Origin of the sequence: Lelliottia sp. AC1 (genome assembly GCF_023278595.1) — a bacterium.
Classification (GTDB): Bacteria; Pseudomonadota; Gammaproteobacteria; order Enterobacterales; family Enterobacteriaceae; genus Enterobacter; species Enterobacter nimipressuralis.
Map to the genome: position 1 here is coordinate 1,853,048 of NZ_CP025699.1, position 17,898 is coordinate 1,870,945.

Consider the following 17,898-nt stretch of genomic DNA (forward strand, 5'->3'; position numbering starts at 1 on the left):
ATTCGCGGGCCGATATATTATCGGCCCGTATTTTTATTTTAACAAAGCGTGCTATTAAATATTGAACAGCGTTTTAAATTAATACCTCCGCGTTATTCTCCATAATTTCTTCATAATTCCCCTCGGCGATATACATTCAATTTATTTGACACGATTTGATAAATAAATTGACTAGGCAAAAGTGTGATCCAGATCTACACTGTGAGTACAGGCATTAATTGCCTCACGTTGTACTGCATTAATTCAGATATAGAGAAGAATCATTATGAATAAAATCAAAAATGCTGCAGCAGCAATGGTGCTTTCCGCACTGTCATTTGGTGTATTTGCTGCTGATTCAGTAACCCAACCTGCCAGTGACACCACCAATCAAATCGGTATCACCCGCGCTTCTGATGTTGAAGCGGGTTCTAACATCGCGCCGGGCTCTCAGTCTACCGGTCAGTCAATGAATGACGCCTTTGATGTGCACAAACTGGTTGCGGGTGAGTGGTCTTAATATTATTGGATCACACCAGCAGTGAAAAAACCGGATGATGATGTACCGGTTTTTCGCATTATGCGAACCTGAAAATTATTTTATGTCGGAAACAGCGCTTACAGGCGAATGGACAATATTGCTGTCATATTAATAAATGCCGCACCACTGCATGTTACTCACTACACGTCATAAACGTGAATTAATACCCCAGCACACTACACGCCCCAGATCATTGCTGCCCAGCGTAATAAAAGCATCGCACCGCAGATGGCGAGTAATACCACCACCATTTTCCAGTGTTTTTGTGCAAAGCGTTTTGTTGGCATAACCCGTTCCCTCGTCAGTTGATAACGTGAGTCTATCAAAAGCTGTTATGCAGTGTCAGCCTTGGGGGTCAAAACCAGTGAAACTTATCAGCCAGGATCATGACCAGCGCCGCTGCTGAAACAATATTCAGTACCACTACAGTTCTACTGGAAACATTCATGTAACGCCCCTTACGTTGTCAGGACCAGTTCAAGATTAGCTCAGCAAAATGGGATTGCGAGCGCTACCCCCTAAAACTCATACAAATGTATGAGAGACATCAATCTGGTCGCAGAGGGTGCATTCACCCTTTTTTTAGTGTTACCATCAGGGTGCAGAACGTAAATCAGCCTTTGTCTGATTCGTCACTGTTCCAGACTGCGAGCCAATTTGACGATTGTTGGTCAGATGGTGTTGCAATCTATTGATAAAATACGATTATTTTCTTTGTATATGCTCTTATGTGTGGGGCATCACTGCAAATAAGGATATAAAATGCCTGTAATTACTCTTCCTGATGGCAGCCAACGCCATTACGACCACGCCGTTAGCCCGATGGATGTTGCCCTGGACATTGGTCCTGGACTCGCAAAAGCGACCATCGCTGGCCGTGTTAATGGTGAACTGGTTGATGCCTCCGATCTGATTGAAAACGACGCTCAGCTTTCCATCATTACCGCGAAGAACGATGAAGGTCTTGAGATCATTCGTCACTCTTGTGCGCACCTGTTAGGCCATGCCATCAAACAGCTCTGGCCAAACACCAAAATGGCGATCGGCCCGGTGATCGACAACGGCTTCTATTATGACGTTGACCTTGACCACACCCTGACCCAGGAAGATATCGACGCGCTCGAAAAACGTATGCACGAGCTCGCCGAGACCAACTACGATGTCATCAAGAAAAAAGTCAGCTGGCACGAAGCGCGTGAAACCTTCGTGAAGCGTGGCGAGAACTATAAAGTTTCTATTCTTGATGAGAACATCGCGCATGATGACAAGCCTGGCTTGTATCATCACGAAGAATACGTCGACATGTGCCGTGGACCGCACGTGCCGAACATGCGTTTCTGTCATCACTTCAAACTGATGAAAACCGCTGGCGCTTACTGGCGCGGCGACAGCAACAACAAGATGTTGCAGCGTATTTATGGTACCGCGTGGGCAGATAAGAAGGCCCTGAGCGCCTACCTGCAGCGTCTAGAAGAGGCCGCAAAACGCGACCACCGTAAAATCGGTAAGCAGCTCGACCTGTATCATATGCAGGAAGAGGCGCCGGGTATGGTCTTCTGGCATAACGACGGCTGGACTATCTTCCGTGAACTGGAAACTTTCGTGCGCTCCAAGCTGAAAGAGTACCAGTATCAGGAAGTGAAAGGCCCGTTCATGATGGACCGTGTACTGTGGGAAAAAACAGGCCACTGGGACAACTACAAAGATGCGATGTTCACCACCTCTTCTGAGAACCGTGAATACTGCATCAAGCCAATGAACTGCCCAGGCCACGTTCAGATCTTCAACCAGGGTCTGAAATCCTACCGCGATCTGCCGCTGCGTATGGCGGAGTTCGGTAGCTGCCATCGTAATGAGCCATCAGGCGCACTGCATGGTCTGATGCGTGTTCGTGGCTTTACTCAGGATGATGCGCACATTTTCTGTACCGAAGATCAGGTGCGTGATGAAGTCAACGCCTGTATTCGTATGGTCTACGATATGTATAGCACCTTTGGCTTCGAGAAAATCGTCGTCAAGCTCTCAACTCGTCCGGAAAAACGTATCGGTAGCGACGAGACCTGGGATCGTGCAGAGGCGGATCTGGCAGTTGCGCTGGAAGAGAACAATATCCCGTTTGAGTATCAGGTGGGTGAAGGCGCATTCTACGGTCCGAAAATTGAATTTACACTGTATGACTGCCTCGATCGCGCATGGCAGTGCGGAACAGTCCAGCTGGACTTCTCCTTGCCGCAGCGTTTAAGCGCCTCCTATGTGGGCGAAGACAACGAGCGTCAGGTGCCGGTAATGATTCACCGTGCAATTCTTGGGTCTATCGAACGCTTTATCGGCATTCTGACTGAAGAGTTTGCAGGCTTCTTCCCAACCTGGCTCGCGCCGGTGCAGGTCGTGGTCATGAATATCACCGATTCTCAGGCCGATTACGTTAAAGAATTGACGCAGAAACTGCAAAATGCGGGCATTCGCGTAAAAGCGGACTTGAGAAATGAGAAGATTGGCTTTAAAATCCGCGAGCACACTTTACGTCGGGTACCTTACATGTTGGTCTGTGGTGATAAAGAGGTGGAAGCAGGCAAAGTTGCCGTTCGCACCCGCCGTGGTAAAGACCTGGGTAGCCTGGACGTAAGTGAAGTGATTGAGAAGCTGCGACAAGAGATTCGCAGCCGCAGTCTTCAACAACTGGAGGAATAAGGTATTAAAGGCGGAAAACGAGTTCAAACGGCGCGCCCGAATCGTATCAACAGCGAAATTCGCGCGCAAGAAGTTCGCTTAACAGGTCTGGAAGGCGAGCAGCTTGGTATTGTGAGTCTGAGAGAAGCTCTGGAAAAAGCTGAAGAATCCGGAGTAGACTTGGTCGAAATCAGCCCTAACGCCGAGCCGCCAGTTTGTCGTATTATGGATTACGGCAAATTCCTCTATGAAAAGAGCAAGTCTTCTAAGGAACAGAAGAAAAAGCAAAAAGTTATTCAGGTTAAGGAAATTAAATTCCGACCTGGCACCGACGATGGCGATTACCAGGTAAAACTCCGCAGCCTGGTACGCTTTCTGGAAGAGGGTGATAAAGCTAAGATCACGCTGCGTTTCCGCGGTCGTGAGATGGCTCACCAGCAGATCGGTATGGAAGTGCTTAATCGCGTCCGTGACGATCTGAGTGAACTGGCAGTGGTCGAATCCTTCCCATCGAAGATCGAAGGCCGCCAGATGATCATGGTGCTCGCTCCTAAGAAGAAACAGTAAGGCCTTCAAGTAGCAATTCCTGTGGAGCCTACGGGCTTCGCAGGTTTTGTTCGCCTATGTTTCGTTTATTAACAATGCGAAGTGGAAGTTATTAAAATGCCAAAAATTAAGACCGTACGCGGTGCTGCTAAGCGCTTCAAAAAAACCGGTAAAGGTGGTTTTAAGCACAAGCACGCTAACCTGCGTCACATTCTGACTAAAAAAGCTACCAAGCGTAAACGTCACCTGCGTCCTAAAGCCATGGTTTCCAAAGGCGATCTGGGCCTGGTAATCGCGTGCCTGCCGTACGCATAAGTCGTAAACGTTTATTAACCTTTTTTAACTTAGAATAGATACAGGAGAGCACATATGGCTCGCGTAAAACGTGGTGTAGTTGCCCGTGCACGTCACAAGAAAATTTTGAAACAAGCTAAAGGCTACTACGGTGCGCGTTCTCGCGTATACCGCGTTGCCTTCCAGGCTGTTATCAAAGCTGGTCAGTATGCTTACCGTGACCGTCGTCAACGTAAGCGTCAGTTCCGTCAACTGTGGATTGCGCGTATCAACGCAGCAGCACGTCAGAACGGTATTTCTTACAGCAAATTCATCAACGGCCTGAAAAAAGCCTCTGTTGAAATCGACCGTAAGATCCTGGCTGACATCGCAGTATTCGACAAATTAGCGTTCACCGCTCTGGTCGAAAAAGCGAAAGCAGCACTGGCATAAGCCAGTTGAGAGAGGGGGCTTTGCTCCCTCTTTCATTTCCACCCCCTTCGGGATGAATGAACACACAAGGTAACGCAAGCATGAATGCTGCTATTTTCCGCTTCTTCTTTTACTTTAGCACCTGAATTCAGGGGGCTTGCGCGTGAAAGATGAAACGAAAAACAGCGCCAGAAAGCCTCCTGATGGAGGCTTTTTTTGTTTCTACCGCTTATGAATATCGCCACATAACGAGGAAAACCATGTCACATCTCGCAGAGCTGGTTGCCAGTGCAACGGCAGCCATTAATCAGGCCTCAGATGTTGCCGCATTAGACAATGTACGCGTCGAATATCTGGGCAAGAAAGGGCATCTGACCCTGCAAATGACAACCCTGCGTGAATTGCCGCCAGAAGAGCGCCCGGCAGCGGGTGCGGTGATTAACGAAGCCAAAGAGCAGGTTCAACAGGCACTGAATGCGCGCAAATACGATTTAGAAAGCGCCGCGCTGAATGCCCGTCTGGCCGAAGAGACCATTGACGTCTCCCTGCCGGGGCGTCGCATTGAGAATGGCGGTCTGCACCCGGTCACGCGTACCATCGACCGCATTGAAAGTTTCTTCGGTGAGCTCGGCTTTACCGTGGCGACTGGCCCGGAAATCGAAGATGATTACCATAACTTCGATGCCCTGAACATTCCTGGTCATCATCCGGCACGTGCTGACCACGACACTTTCTGGTTTGATGCCACCCGTCTGCTGCGCACCCAGACCTCTGGCGTGCAGATCCGCACGATGAAAGAGCAAGAGCCGCCGATCCGCATCATCGCGCCGGGCCGCGTCTATCGTAACGATTACGACCAGACGCACACCCCGATGTTCCATCAGATGGAAGGCTTGATCGTTGATAAGAACATCAGCTTTACCAACCTGAAAGGCACGCTGCACGACTTCCTGCGTAACTTCTTTGAAGAAGATCTGCAGATTCGTTTCCGTCCGTCCTACTTCCCGTTCACCGAACCTTCTGCTGAAGTGGACGTGATGGGTAAAAACGGCAAATGGCTCGAAGTGCTTGGCTGCGGCATGGTCCATCCAAACGTCCTGCGTAATGTCGGTATCGATCCGGAAGTCTATTCCGGCTTCGCCTTCGGTATGGGCATGGAGCGTCTGACCATGCTGCGTTACGGCGTGACCGATTTGCGCGCATTCTTCGAAAACGATCTGCGTTTCCTCAAACAGTTTAAATAAGGGCAGGACAGAACAATGAAATTCAGTGAACTGTGGTTACGCGAATGGGTGAACACCACGCTCGACAGCGAAGCGCTCTCTAACCAAATTACCATGGCTGGCCTTGAAGTGGACGGCGTTGAGCCGGTTTCCGGCGCATTCAACGGCGTGGTTGTCGGTGAAGTGGTCGAGTGCGGCCAGCACCCGAACGCCGACAAACTGCGCGTGACAAAAGTGAACGTTGGCGGCGAGCGTCTGCTCGATATCGTCTGCGGCGCACCAAACTGCCGACAAGGTCTGAAAGTGGCTGTCGCCACTGTCGGCGCGGTTCTGCCGGGCGATTTCAAAATTAAAGCAGCCAAACTGCGCGGCGAGCCGTCAGAAGGCATGCTGTGCTCGTTCTCCGAGCTGGGTATTTCCGACGATCACAACGGCATTATCGAACTGCCCGTTGATGCGCCGATTGGCACTGACATCCGCGAATACCTGAAGCTGGATGACAACACCATTGAAATCAGCGTGACGCCAAACCGTGCCGATTGCTTAGGGATTATCGGCGTGGCGCGCGACGTTGCGGTGCTGAACCAGACCGAACTGAACGTGCCGGAGATCGCACCCGTTGCGGCAACCATTACCGACACGCTGCCGATTCAGGTCGAAGCCGCTGACGCCTGCCCGCGCTACCTTGGTCGTGTGGTTAAAGGCATTAACGTCAAAGCGCCAACCCCGCTGTGGATGAAAGAAAAACTGCGTCGCTGCGGAATTCGTTCTATCGATGCGGTGGTTGACGTAACCAACTACGTTCTGCTTGAACTCGGCCAGCCGATGCATGCATTCGATAAAGATCGTATCGAAGGCGGGATCGTCGTGCGTATGGCGAAAGAGGGTGAAACGCTGGTTCTGCTGGACGGCAGCGAAGCCAAACTGAATGCCGATACGCTGGTCATTGCTGACCACACCAAAGCGCTGGCCATGGGCGGCATCTTCGGTGGCGAGCACTCAGGCGTTAACGACGACACGCAAAATGTTCTGCTGGAGTGTGCATTCTTCAGCCCGCTGTCTATTACCGGCCGCGCACGCCGCCACGGTCTGCATACGGACGCTTCTCACCGCTACGAGCGCGGTGTTGATCCGGCACTGCAGTACAAAGCGATGGAACGTGCGACTCGCCTGCTGATCGATATCTGCGGCGGTGAAGCAGGTCCAGTGATTGATGTGACCAATGAGTCTGCGCTGCCTCAGCGTGCGACCATCACGCTGCGTCGTAGCAAGCTGGATCGTCTGATTGGCCATCACATTGCGGATGCGCAGGTGAGCGATATCCTGCGCCGTCTGGGCTGTGAGGTTACCGAAGGCCAGGACCAGTGGCAGGCCGTTGCACCAAGCTGGCGTTTCGATATGGAAATCGAAGAAGACCTGGTGGAAGAAGTGGCTCGTATTTACGGCTACAACAACATCCCTGACGAGCCAGTACAGGCCGGCCTGATGATGGGCACCCATCGCGAAGCCGATCTGTCCCTGAAGCGTGTGAAAACCATGCTGAATGACAAAGGCTATCAGGAAGTGATCACCTACAGCTTCGTGGATCCGAAACTGCAGCAGCTGATCCACCCAGGCCAGGAAGCCCTGATTCTGCCAAGCCCGATCTCCAGCGAAATGTCCGCGATGCGCCTCTCCCTGTGGACCGGTCTGCTTGGCACCATCGTGTATAACCAGAATCGTCAGCAAAGCCGCGTGCGCATCTTCGAAACTGGTCTGCGCTTTGTGCCTGATACCCAGGCAAATCTTGGTATCCGTCAGGATCTGATGCTGGCTGGCGCTATCTGCGGCAACCGCTATGAAGAGCACTGGGATCTGACCAAAAACAGCGTTGATTACTACGATGTGAAAGGCGATCTGGAGTCAGTTCTCGAACTGACCGGTAAACTTTCTGAAATTGAGTTCCGCGCAGAAGCCATTCCAGCCCTGCATCCGGGCCAGAGCGCTGCCATTTATTTACACGGTGAACGCGTTGGTTTCGTTGGTGTTGTTCATCCTGAGCTGGAACGCAAACTCGACTTGAATGGCCGCACCATGGTGTTTGAGCTGGAGTGGAATAAGGTCGCAGACCGCGTGGTTCCTCAGGCTCAGGACGTTTCGCGCTTCCCGGCGAATCGCCGCGATATCGCCGTTGTGGTCGCTGAAAATGTGCCCGCAGCAGATATTTTGGCCGAATGTAAGAAAGTTGGCGTAAATCAGGTAGTTGGCGTAAACTTATTTGACGTGTACCGCGGCAAGGGCGTAGCAGAAGGTTCTAAGAGCCTTGCTATTAGCCTTATCCTTCAGGATACCAGCCGTACACTCGAAGAAGAGGAGATTGCCGCTACCGTTGCCAGATGTGTAGAGGCATTAAAAGAGCGATTCCAGGCATCATTGAGGGATTGAACCTATGGCGCTTACAAAAGCTGAAATGTCAGAATATCTGTTTGATAAGCTTGGGCTTAGCAAACGGGATGCCAAAGAGCTGGTAGAGCTATTTTTCGAAGAGATCCGTCGTGCTCTGGAAAATGGTGAGCAGGTAAAACTCTCCGGTTTTGGCAATTTTGATTTGCGAGACAAAAACCAACGTCCGGGTCGTAACCCGAAGACGGGGGAAGATATTCCCATTACAGCCCGCCGCGTGGTGACCTTCAGACCCGGCCAGAAGTTAAAAAGCCGTGTCGAAAACGCAACGCCCAAAGCAGAGTAATATGAACTAACCCAAAAAGGCCGCAATCGCGGCCTTTTTTCTTTGCGCGAAGGCATACCCACCGTAAAATCAACATCATCACTCACACGAAAACCGAACCCATGCTCGATTTTGCCCGTCAACAACACCGTTCCGATCTGCGCTGGCTGCTGGCACTGATGACAATTCTGCTCGCCATTTTTGCCGTGAGTCTGTGCGCCGGAGAGCAGTGGATCGGGCCAGAACACTGGTTGAGCGATCAGGGCAAACTGTTTGTCTGGCAAATTCGCCTGCCGCGCACAGTAGCTGTCGTGCTGGTCGGTGCGGCGCTGGGGCTGTGTGGCACCATCATGCAGGCCTTATTTGAAAACCCACTGGCGGAACCGGGGCTGCTCGGCGTCTCCAATGGCGCAGGCGTCGGCCTTATCGCCGCGACGATGCTGGGCAGTGGAAGCCTTTCTGGCTGGGGCGTGAGCCTTAGCGCCATCGCCGGTGCGCTGCTTATCACCGTGATTTTACTGCGCTTCGCCAGACGGCATTTATCGACCAGCCGTCTGCTGCTGGCCGGCGTCGCGCTGGGGATTATCTGCAGCGCCTTAATGACCTGGGCGGTCTATTTCTCCACCTCATTCGACCTGCGCCAGCTGATGTACTGGATGATGGGCGGTTTTGGCGGCGTGGACTGGCGGCAGGGCTGGCTGATGGCGATACTGATGCCGGCGATTCTGTGGGCCGCTTTCCAGGCGAAACCGCTAAACATGCTGGCGCTGGGTGAGATCTCTGCCCGCCAGCTGGGCCTGTCGATCGGCCTGTGGCGCAATGTGCTGGTGGTCGCTATCGGCTGGATGGTTGGTGTCAGCGTCGCGCTGGCCGGGGCCATAGGTTTTATTGGCCTGGTGATTCCCCATATGCTGCGCCTCGGTGGGATTACCGATCATCGTACTTTACTGCCCGCCGCCGCCATTGCAGGCGCGGCAACGCTGCTGATTGCCGATATTATTGCCCGTCTGGCCATGAGTGCCGCCGAGCTGCCGATTGGGGTCGTGACCGCAACACTGGGCGCGCCCGTATTTATCTGGCTACTATTAAAGGCGAGTCGCTGAACTCTTTGTAATAATTGAATATTATTCAATTTGGCATAACGCCGGGGGCACCGTGGGGGCACTCCGCTAAATTTTCCCGTTTAACATGTCTATCTGGTCATCGTTCATCCGCACGATCCATTTTGAATATACGGTGTAAACCATACGCGCATTTTTATGCCCCATCTGGCTGGCAATGAACGATGGATTTGCGCCAGCTGATAGTAACCAGCAGGCATATGTATGCCGGGTGTGGTAGGGACTACGATACCTTACGCCTGATTTTCTCATGGCGCCCGGCCATGTCAGGTTTATCGTGCTCTGTGAATAATGTCTGCTCATTTCCCCTTCATCATGGTTGGGCACGAAGCAGAATCTCAGGCTTTGCTTTTCAATTTTCCCACGTTCGCGGTGGTAAAAGTCGATCTCTGCGGGCACCTTATTGCCAGTAAGTTCGAATTGCCTCGTTAACGCTTCCAGCGCCGGTTTTAACAGCTTTACGGTCCTCACCCCGGCGTTTGTCTTCGGTGGACCAAACTTCTTTGTGAGCGTCATTGTACGCTTAACATGGACCTCGCCATTTTTTAGATCGACATCCTCCCAAGCCAGACCGGTCAATTCACCATGACGTAGGCCGGTATAGACGGCAAACGACCAAAGGTTTAAATGCTGACCCTGCCAGTGCTTAGATAGCTCCTGAAATTCTTCTTTCAGCAATGGGTCTGGATCAAGTTCAGATGTCTTCAGACTCTTTATGTTCTCAAACGGCTTGTGCTGGATGTAGTTACTCTGGTGAGCGAAGCTGAGCATTCTGCATAATTGCCCCATGAAGGCGTTAACAGTTCTGACGGTGCGTTGCCCATCGGATCTGGCCTTAAATTCCCCTTCAAGTAATTTCTTCCTGTACAACAACATATCGTTTAGCTGAATTTCTTCAAGAGAAGTGCTTTCTCCGATAATTTTCGTGAAGAGAGTACTGACCGAGCGAGTAATCATCATCGTTGCCGGGTTGATCTCCACCTCTTTCACTGCGTGATATGCATCGCACAGCTCTCCAAAGGTTAAGACGCTCTTAACGGGCGCCGAAAACTTCTTAAGTGCTTTGCTCTCCGGAAAACGCTCTTCGTATTTGAATGTACCCAGCTGAATTTCAGCGCATATCAGTGCTCTAAGATTGCCGGCCTTTTTGATGTTGGAATTGTTCACTGCCCAACCCTGCAAAACTTCCCTGCAGCGAATATTCTTATACTTGAATGATATCCTCAGTTTACCGTTGTGGATTTCAACACCGGTAGGAAAGCCTGCCATTACGCGTCCTTAATGAAATGGTTTATTTTGGGGTAGTTGTACCAGGCAAGTCCTTTCTCGGACTCTGTTCTGCCATCGGCGGTAACGTATTTAAAATGGATGCCGTTGACCCATGATTTAAGACGGTAGCTCTTGATTTGCCCACTTGAGAGCCCAGTTCTTTCGGTGAGTTTGGCCTCAACAATCCACTCTTCGTTAAAAATTACCTGTGACATAGTTCACCTCAGGTAACCGGCATCAGTATAAAGATGCCGGTTAAAAATAATTGATATTCCGATATCAGGAGGCCTGACCGGGTAAGGAACGGAGCCGACGCATGCCGGTCATTGCTGTGGCCACATAGCTCGTCTTGCGATTCACCACCTCAACCCAGACCTTCACGCCTTCAACTTTCACCGTGTAAGTCTCTTTCATCTTGCTGCGCCCATAGTTGCCGTACCTTTGCTGGTGGGCGGCGAGTGCGATGTCACATGCCTGGCGAGCTAAAGGGGATTGCTTACTGCCTCGATTGATCAGTCGCATGTAGTCTCCTTAAGGGGAGGGTTGCCCCCTCCCAGTCTCGTTAGGCCACGTATTCCGGTTTCATATCCGCCAGGGTGATGCTGAACTGGTCATGCAGTTCGTCGCCCAGGTGACGCTTTGAAGATGCCAGGACATGCTCGGCTTCCGCGAACCGCTCTGCTGCATTCGGCTCGTCGGGCTGGGGCAGGGAGTTGATCGCCGCTTCAACCTTATTGCGAGCATCCACAAGGTAGTAACGCTTCACGGCTTTGTTTTTCAGCTCGGTGAACAGGGCAGATCCCAGTGTTGCTTTTACGTTCTCGATGTCGGCACGAAGAGCTTTTGCACTATCGACATCCTGAGCTGCTTCGATGCGATCCCGGAAATCATCGGCTAGAGTATCGATGTTGGAAGCCGACACCTGCGCGCTTTGAGTGGTTGTTACGTTGTCACCTGAGATATCAGCAAGGGTTACGTGCTGGGCCGGGGCCGGATTTACTTCGCGCTCAACGCGGCGATCGTCCAGTTCATCAGGCGTATACACACCGAGGATTACATCAGGGCAGAACAGTCTCGCCCAACGCTTGACGGCCAGATACGCGAGTTGTTGTCGAGGATCATCAGCCCAAAGGGTGGAGTTTCGGGTACGGGCCTGAGCCAGAAGTAAATCAAGTTCTCTAGGCTTATCTTCACCTTTCAGGGTTGCGCGGATAATGATGCCGATCCCAGCTTCATCAGCCATGGTCCAGCCCGGGACGCGGTACTCGCCTTTGTCGCCTTTACGGATATGGAATTTTCCAACAACTTTTTCCCATGGCCCGTACCACTCATATTCAAAGCGGCTTGTGAGCACGCCACTACGCGAAATGACGGCATTAACAAGTTGCGCTTCATATCCGAGGACACCGTTAATCAGGTGGGTCTTCTGCGCTACAGCGAAAGGATTCATTTGCCACTGCGCCGCCTGCATCGCTACAGCCATGCAATCAGCCTGATTGCCCTGCAGGTGCTTGGGAACCGTCGCGGCACCCTGAGCCATAATCTGCGCGAATGAACTGATGGCGGTAAGGTACTGTGAGTCGAAAAGGGCCACGTTGGAGTTAACAACGGAATTCTGGTCGGTAACGGTCACGTTAGTGTTTTGCATAGTTCCCCCTTATGCCTGAGTACGCAGCGCTTCAAGGCGACGCAGATCGAAGTCGTTCAGTTCGTCGGTGTAATCGGTAGTGATCGGCGCTGGCCACTCGCCAGTGTCGAAACCGGTGGCGATAGCTCGCATCGCTTTGCGATACTCGAGCATGCCTAATTCCAACAGTTCTGCGGATGCCTCGATAATGGCGATCCAGTGGTAGTTCTCGTCTTTGTTGACGAAAATCCAGAAGAACTGGTCCAGCGCCGCGGTTTCGCAGTACATGGCCGCGCTCAGGTGGTAATCGCGCTCGATGATTTCCCGATGAAGTTTGGCACGCAGACCTTCCTGCTTAACGTTCCACATGCTGATGGTTTTCAGATCGGCACCGATACGCACTCCGTCCAGGTCGATCTCGAGGTCAGGGCGCACACGAACTTCCAGACCGGTCTCCTCGTCAAAGCCGAAGTAGCTCACCTCAACGGCACGGCTCGGGTGTTGGAGCAGCATTCCTGCGGTCGGGTGCGCCAGCAGCGAAGATTGAATAGCCAGTGCGGTTGCCAGTTGCTGGCGCGTAACCAGGATTTTGTCACCCGGATTATCCCGCCATGCATCGAGCAGTTCGTCAGCGAATACGGCATCGGGTTTGACGGATTTCACCGCCTGGATCATGTCGGCTTTGGTACCGGATACTTTCAACGGAACAGGCTTCTGTGCTTCCAGCGCAACCAGATCGGGATTGACCAGTGCCAGTTGCTCGAGTAGTGCATCGCGACTACCGCTGGTTTTTACCGGCGCAGGTAGGGTGGCGTTGTATTCTTTGATACAGGCCTTCATCGCTGCTGCAGTCTGCTTCTGTTCAGGTTCAATGCGCTGGAACTCAGCCGGCAGCGCCATGTAGCTCTGTGCGGTTTCCTCCAGGCTTGCGCCCAACGGCAGCTGAGCGGGTAGAGTTGCGTTATGTTCTTCCAGCAGCACTTTGATATCGTCAGCACTCAGCAATGCTGGAAGACTGGCATTATGCGCATCGATAAACTCACGCAGAGTAGAGGCGGTAGTGAACGCACCTGCTGGGATCTCCGGCTCCACGCTGAATTCTTCTTCGAGATTTTCAGGTTGTAGCGCCAGAGCATGAACCAGGTTACCCATATCCAGTACTTTTGACGGCGCGCGCTGGATAGTCTTGGCGACGTGGCGCGCGTTGAAATACATCAGGCTCACACGGGCATCTTTTACCTGCGTGCTGCTGATCCCGTTCGCGGCGTGGTAAACGTTGTTTGGCAGACCTTCATAACGACCTGGCTCGAAGAATGCCGGGTATTCGACAGTGGGTTCATCCTGCTGCGCTTCTGGCTGTCTGGGGTCTACCTCCGGCGCGTCCAGCTTGATTTCTGATGCGGTGTCGCTCGCGAGGCTTGGGGCCGCGGCGGCCAGAATATCAGTTGGTGCTACGGTATTTGTTTGTTGATCAGCCGCATCAGCGCCTTCGCCTGGTGATATCGCATCAATAACTTCGACTTTCTCTGGCTCAGTCTTTTCCATCTGCACACTGCTGGTGGTCTCCAGGTTAACCGATGAACGGCCATCTTTTTCTGGTCGTTTTTCGTTCATCAAGCCATCGATGGTGAACATACCATCGCCGAGCTTTTCAACATGCGGCTGTTTTACAGGCACATCAGGGTCAATAACTGGCGCAGTAAGCGGCAGCAACTCGACAGCAGAGTTAAATTCAGCCGTCATGGTTTTATTCACAAACTCAAGATGAGCCGCTGGCGTGTGGTGGATGTTTTCTGGCGCGATGCGGATCAGGTTGAAGATTGCCGCACGGTTCACCGCTAGTATGCCGGGCTGATTACGCAGGATGGCGCTCCATGATTTCCATGGTTCTTCTTTCTTCGCCACGATTTCTTTGGCACGTCGTAACACGCTCGAAGGAATTTCGAAGTGGTGGAAGTCCATAGGCAGTAGGGCGCATGCGATCTCAAGATCGAGGGTGTCCAGAGTGTGATGCGCGCCTTCGCCGCGATCCGTTACATAGCTACCGTCTGCATTGGTCCCAGAATCAGTGCGCTGAACATTACTGATGCGATTACCGGTACCCCATTCGCGAACGAGAATGCCGCGATCGATATAATCAGTCGCCGCCCAGATTCTGGTGAAACGGAGAACCAAAGCGAGTTCGTGACGCTTATCCTTGCTGAACACTTTGCGAATAGCATCGGTATAGCGCCACAGGTCTTTGGTATCGTAACCCTTAACCTCTTCGCAGTTTTCTGCCGCCAGCAGCAGGTTCTGGACGTAGCCGTTGTCAGTGTCCATCTCCAGCGCGCTGATACCTTCGTATTCTTCGCGAGTTAAGTGGTGGCGCAGTTCGTCGGCGGTAAACTGGGCGAGTAGCTGCTTGCGGAAGGGCATACGAACGACTGGATAACGTGTGGTTTCGTCATCATTCTCGTCAATCTGGATACCGTTATCAGGTTTGAGATCATGACCAGTTGTAACGTCGGCGTCGCTGGTGCTTTCTGATTTGAGAAGAGCAAGCTTGCCGCTTCTCCACTCTTCAACTAACTGATTGCGGTCGCCGGCATCTGCTCTCGCCCAGTCAGCCATGAATGCAGCGATAATTTCAGTTTCGTGCGCTTCATCTGGCGCGAAGACCTGCTTTATCGCCTGAACGAGTTTCCACTCAGCGTTCAGGCTGAGCTCGGCAATTTCAGGGATGTCGTTCTTCGCCAGCAGCAGGTTCTGGAGATAAGTGTTGCCTTCATCCAGTGACATTTCGCTGGCAGCCAGCTGCTGCTCTTTAGTGATGTGTGACTGGTATTTGTCGCTGGTCAGGTGGACGGCATAACGAACCGCTGGAGTGCGGTTTTCAAGCGGGACACTCTCGACGGTAGTTTCGACTTTAACGGTAGTTTCCGGTGCGGCAAAGTTGTCCACGGGTCCAGTAGACTCAGCACCAGCCTTTGGCAACCAAGTGCGTCCATCGTCCTGCAGTTCGTAGCGTTTGCACCAGGTGTAATCCACGGTACTTTCTTCCGTGAGGTCGTTATACACCGGGAAATCGGTGCGAACCGGTTTGGCGTAATCCTTACCGCGTCCGGTTTCAATACCGGCATCTTCCAGCTCAACATCGAGCTGCAGGTTTGCACGGGCTTCTGATTTAGCAGTGAACCAAATCACTGCGTCTTCTTTGCCGGATTTCTGCGTAGCCTTAACTACATAGAAAAATTCCATGTGAGATCCTCTTTTTTGGATGTAAGATCCCCGGGCCAGAGATAGCGCCCATTGGGTTAACTTTGGTTTTGTGTAGTTTTCCGGTGGAACTTTGGTCGGTGTCACCGGACGTACGGGCCGCCTTGCGCGGCTTTTACGTTAGCTTTCGTGGGCCATCTGGTCGTACGAAGCACAGCGTTCAGAGCAATACTCTTTTTCTTTTCGCGCCAGCTGTGCGCCGTTGCGATAGAGAAGGGTACTTTTGACTACTTCCTCCGGTTCAACCGGCTTGCTGCAGTACCCGCATTTCGTTGAGTTACACATCTGGATTCCCCTTTTGCGCCAGCAGGTAGCACAGGCGGCGAAGAATCACCTCGAAGAAATTCAGCTTTACTGCCTGTTGCCGTGATGGCTTACGTGCGTAATCAGTCACTTTGATCTCCTTGTAATGCCTGTCTTTTGACCACATCAGGCTCGGTGGATCCTGCTATTCCCCAACAACAAGGATTCGTTTAATCTGGATATCCCCAGCAACAAGAAGAGTATTCGTAGTGATTGCCGAACTATCAGCTGCCATGGCCGCCATAAAAGAGACCGCAGGTTTAGCCAAAGTCATCAACGACGCAAAAACTGATGCGGAAGTTAAAGCTGCCACGATTGAACTTCAGAACAGGTTAATTACACTTCAGGCGGAGTGCTTCTCTCTCGGTGATGTGATCCGTCAACGTGAAGAAGAAGCAATGCTTCTCAAAGCAAAAATTGCAGAGTACGAAGATTTTCAATCCCAGACTGAAGGTTATGTTTTCAATCAACTTGAATCTGGTACGTTTGTGTATTCGAAGGAGCAGATTGTGGGTGAAAAGAAGGTAACAGTGCATCTTTGCCCACAGTGTTTTACAAAGAGAATAGTATCGATACTTCAGCCTACTGGAGAGCCGTACTATAACGCTCATGCCAGATGCTATTTTCACCAATCTTTTTGCCATAATTGTAATGCCTCTTACTCGATGAATACCTCTAACTACACTCTTGATGCCAGCTGGATTAGCTAACATTCAGGGATACCCAGATTTTTAAAGAGCGAAGCGTCCTGCTGGGCGCTTTTCTTATGCCTTATCGCCGGCCAGCGGAACGTTTACACCTGATGCGCGTTAATCTCTCCACCTCATCCGACTCTTCATATGCCGTCGGCGGCTACTTCGTGGGCGTCCTGCCTTAGTGGTTCGTAGTGCGTCTTGGTGATAATGATTAAATCACTGGTTTATATTTATGTCAATCATGGGTTTTGTTTGGTTGTAAATCGATGGCTTACAAAGCTGATTTAGCGACGTGTCCAGCGAAACGTAGGCAAAAAAAGTAACTTTTTAAAGCATCAGAGAGTGGTTAGCGGGGAGGAAGGATGGAGATAGAGTGGATTGTGAGCAGTTATAAAAAAACCGGCACACAGGCCGGTTTTAATTTGTTATTTCAATTGGAATGGGGCTGTGTATTCGTTTGAGGTGCAGGTGCAGGTGCAGGTGCAGGTGCAGGTGCAGGTGCAGGTGGCGAGATGCTCTGCGGTACTTGGATTACTATAGGCTGCGGGGCATCCGGCTGCACTTTCGACGTATTACCAGACATAAGGTTGGCACCAAATCCTACCAGCGCTATGACTACAGTTATGATTACACCAAATATCGTCAGTTTTGTTGATAACCCCGACTGGATACCAGATATAGCTGTACTTACTCCTGCGATAGCAGTGTTCATGCCATTCATTTGGCTTTGAACACCTTCTAATCTTCCGTTTGTAGCTTCCGCTTTACCTTCTATGTTGGCATTCAGGGCGTTGATAGAGATGGTAAGCTGAGAAATTTTTTCGGAGTTATCTTTACTCCATTTTTCCATTTCGCTACGCAGATCAGAAGCAATGGCGGAAACTTCGGCCTTGTTTTTATCCAAATGTGCCTGTAGTTCTTCACGGCTCATTCCAGACATAGTAATTGCCTCCTTTTGAGGAGCTTCCTTTTCTCCTTGTGGGACAATGTAAGACTCATCTTGGGTATCTTCATCACTTGGGACATCGATATAGAGTATTTCACCACTTGAGTCTACACGAGAATCGTCACTTGCTCCCATTTTCTTTTTGGCATTTCGTTCTGTGACACTATATACCTGCTGAGCAACCATCATAAAGGTTTCGCGGTCTGACTCAGGCATGACCACTGTAAGTGGCTTATCATCCTGACCTTCCGAGTAACTCAGACGAATAGTGCCATGAAGAGTTTTGCATTCTTGATCCATAGTATTAC

Annotated in this window: 20 protein-coding genes, 1 pseudogene and 1 other annotated feature; of the genes and pseudogenes, 11 read left to right on the plus strand and 10 right to left on the minus strand. The window is 51.3% G+C overall.

All coding sequences use genetic code 11. From position 1 onward, the window contains the following. Positions 1-265 precede the first annotated feature (265 nt). On the plus strand, positions 266-499 hold the full coding sequence (locus C0560_RS08665; RefSeq protein WP_100780480.1) for a hypothetical protein: 234 nt from the start codon (positions 266-268) through the stop codon (positions 497-499). A 197-nt stretch (positions 500-696) separates the two neighbouring features. Here C0560_RS08665 and yniD read toward each other — a convergent pair whose 3' ends face one another. After that, positions 697-807 carry a small membrane protein YniD gene (gene yniD, locus C0560_RS08670; protein ID WP_181827711.1) on the minus strand — a complete coding sequence of 37 codons (111 nt, stop codon included), beginning with the start codon at positions 805-807 and terminating at the stop codon, positions 697-699. Between the two features lie 68 nt (positions 808-875). Next, a complete protein-coding gene (yncL, locus tag C0560_RS08675; protein ID WP_102103511.1) occupies positions 876-968 on the minus strand; it encodes a stress response membrane protein YncL in 93 nt (30 codons plus the stop codon). Between the two features lie 314 nt (positions 969-1,282). On the opposite strand from yncL, the gene thrS reads away from it, so the two are divergent. From thrS to btuC, 9 genes are all read left to right on the plus strand, one after another. Continuing rightward, a complete protein-coding gene (gene thrS / locus C0560_RS08680) occupies positions 1,283-3,211 on the plus strand; it encodes a threonine--tRNA ligase (RefSeq protein WP_100780477.1) in 1,929 nt (642 codons plus the stop codon). Positions 3,212-3,214: 3 nt separating this feature from the next. Then, positions 3,215-3,757 carry a translation initiation factor IF-3 gene (gene infC / locus C0560_RS08685; protein ID WP_071818735.1) on the plus strand — a complete coding sequence of 181 codons (543 nt, stop codon included), beginning with the start codon at positions 3,215-3,217 and terminating at the stop codon, positions 3,755-3,757. 96 nt (positions 3,758-3,853) lie between these two features. Next, a complete protein-coding gene (gene rpmI, locus C0560_RS08690) occupies positions 3,854-4,051 on the plus strand; it encodes a 50S ribosomal protein L35 (protein WP_001124225.1) in 198 nt (65 codons plus the stop codon). Between the two features lie 54 nt (positions 4,052-4,105). Next, complete coding sequence (gene rplT, locus C0560_RS08695) at positions 4,106-4,462, plus strand: 50S ribosomal protein L20 (protein WP_012017122.1); 357 nt, start codon at positions 4,106-4,108, stop codon at positions 4,460-4,462. A 75-nt stretch (positions 4,463-4,537) separates the two neighbouring features. Beyond that, positions 4,538-4,661, plus strand: a sequence feature (Phe leader region). Further along, on the plus strand, positions 4,543-4,587 hold the full coding sequence (pheM, locus tag C0560_RS08700) for a pheST operon leader peptide PheM (RefSeq protein ID WP_001386830.1): 45 nt from the start codon (positions 4,543-4,545) through the stop codon (positions 4,585-4,587). It overlaps the preceding feature by 45 nt. Positions 4,662-4,701: 40 nt before the next feature. Beyond that, on the plus strand, positions 4,702-5,685 hold the full coding sequence (gene pheS, locus C0560_RS08705) for a phenylalanine--tRNA ligase subunit alpha (RefSeq protein ID WP_100780476.1): 984 nt from the start codon (positions 4,702-4,704) through the stop codon (positions 5,683-5,685). Between the two features lie 15 nt (positions 5,686-5,700). Next, positions 5,701-8,088 carry a phenylalanine--tRNA ligase subunit beta gene (gene pheT / locus C0560_RS08710; protein ID WP_248860000.1) on the plus strand — a complete coding sequence of 796 codons (2,388 nt, stop codon included), beginning with the start codon at positions 5,701-5,703 and terminating at the stop codon, positions 8,086-8,088. Positions 8,089-8,092: 4 nt separating this feature from the next. After that, positions 8,093-8,392 carry an integration host factor subunit alpha gene (gene ihfA, locus C0560_RS08715; protein WP_003857805.1) on the plus strand — a complete coding sequence of 100 codons (300 nt, stop codon included), beginning with the start codon at positions 8,093-8,095 and terminating at the stop codon, positions 8,390-8,392. Positions 8,393-8,493: 101 nt separating this feature from the next. Then, entirely contained in the window at positions 8,494-9,474 is a 981-nt protein-coding gene (gene btuC, locus C0560_RS08720; RefSeq protein WP_123429045.1) for a vitamin B12 ABC transporter permease BtuC, read from the plus strand. 66 nt (positions 9,475-9,540) lie between these two features. Here btuC and C0560_RS08725 read toward each other — a convergent pair whose 3' ends face one another. The 7 genes and pseudogenes from C0560_RS08725 to C0560_RS21015 form a co-directional block, all read right to left on the minus strand. Further along, positions 9,541-10,761 carry a site-specific integrase gene (locus C0560_RS08725; protein WP_248860002.1) on the minus strand — a complete coding sequence of 407 codons (1,221 nt, stop codon included), beginning with the start codon at positions 10,759-10,761 and terminating at the stop codon, positions 9,541-9,543. Further along, positions 10,761-10,976 carry an excisionase family protein gene (gene xisR / locus C0560_RS08730; RefSeq protein ID WP_103947548.1) on the minus strand — a complete coding sequence of 72 codons (216 nt, stop codon included), beginning with the start codon at positions 10,974-10,976 and terminating at the stop codon, positions 10,761-10,763. The genes C0560_RS08725 and xisR overlap by 1 nt, the downstream gene beginning before the upstream one ends. Positions 10,977-11,040: 64 nt before the next feature. Continuing rightward, complete coding sequence (locus C0560_RS08735; RefSeq protein ID WP_248860003.1) at positions 11,041-11,283, minus strand: DUF4060 family protein; 243 nt, start codon at positions 11,281-11,283, stop codon at positions 11,041-11,043. 40 nt (positions 11,284-11,323) lie between these two features. Continuing rightward, complete coding sequence (locus C0560_RS08740; RefSeq protein WP_248860004.1) at positions 11,324-12,409, minus strand: RecT family recombinase; 1,086 nt, start codon at positions 12,407-12,409, stop codon at positions 11,324-11,326. Between the two features lie 9 nt (positions 12,410-12,418). Next, positions 12,419-15,628 (minus strand): RecE family exodeoxyribonuclease, encoded by a 3,210-nt coding sequence (locus tag C0560_RS08745; RefSeq protein ID WP_248860005.1) that lies wholly within the window; start codon positions 15,626-15,628, stop codon positions 12,419-12,421. A gap of 138 nt (positions 15,629-15,766) precedes the next feature. Continuing rightward, the gene (locus C0560_RS08750) at positions 15,767-15,931 is read right to left on the minus strand and encodes a YdaE family protein (protein ID WP_202673653.1); all 165 of its coding nucleotides are present in this window, start codon (positions 15,929-15,931) and stop codon (positions 15,767-15,769) included. Further along, a pseudogene (locus C0560_RS21015) lies at positions 15,924-16,034 on the minus strand (hypothetical protein); the annotation flags it as partial. The gene C0560_RS08750 and the pseudogene C0560_RS21015, both read right to left, overlap by 8 nt. Positions 16,035-16,158: 124 nt before the next feature. Here C0560_RS21015 and C0560_RS08755 point away from each other — a divergent pair. Then, the gene (locus C0560_RS08755) at positions 16,159-16,659 is read left to right on the plus strand and encodes a hypothetical protein (RefSeq protein ID WP_248860006.1); all 501 of its coding nucleotides are present in this window, start codon (positions 16,159-16,161) and stop codon (positions 16,657-16,659) included. Positions 16,660-17,074: 415 nt separating this feature from the next. On the opposite strand, the gene C0560_RS08760 is transcribed toward C0560_RS08755, so the two are convergent. Next, positions 17,075-17,890 carry a hypothetical protein gene (locus C0560_RS08760; RefSeq protein ID WP_248860007.1) on the minus strand — a complete coding sequence of 272 codons (816 nt, stop codon included), beginning with the start codon at positions 17,888-17,890 and terminating at the stop codon, positions 17,075-17,077. Positions 17,891-17,898: the final 8 nt, after the last annotated feature.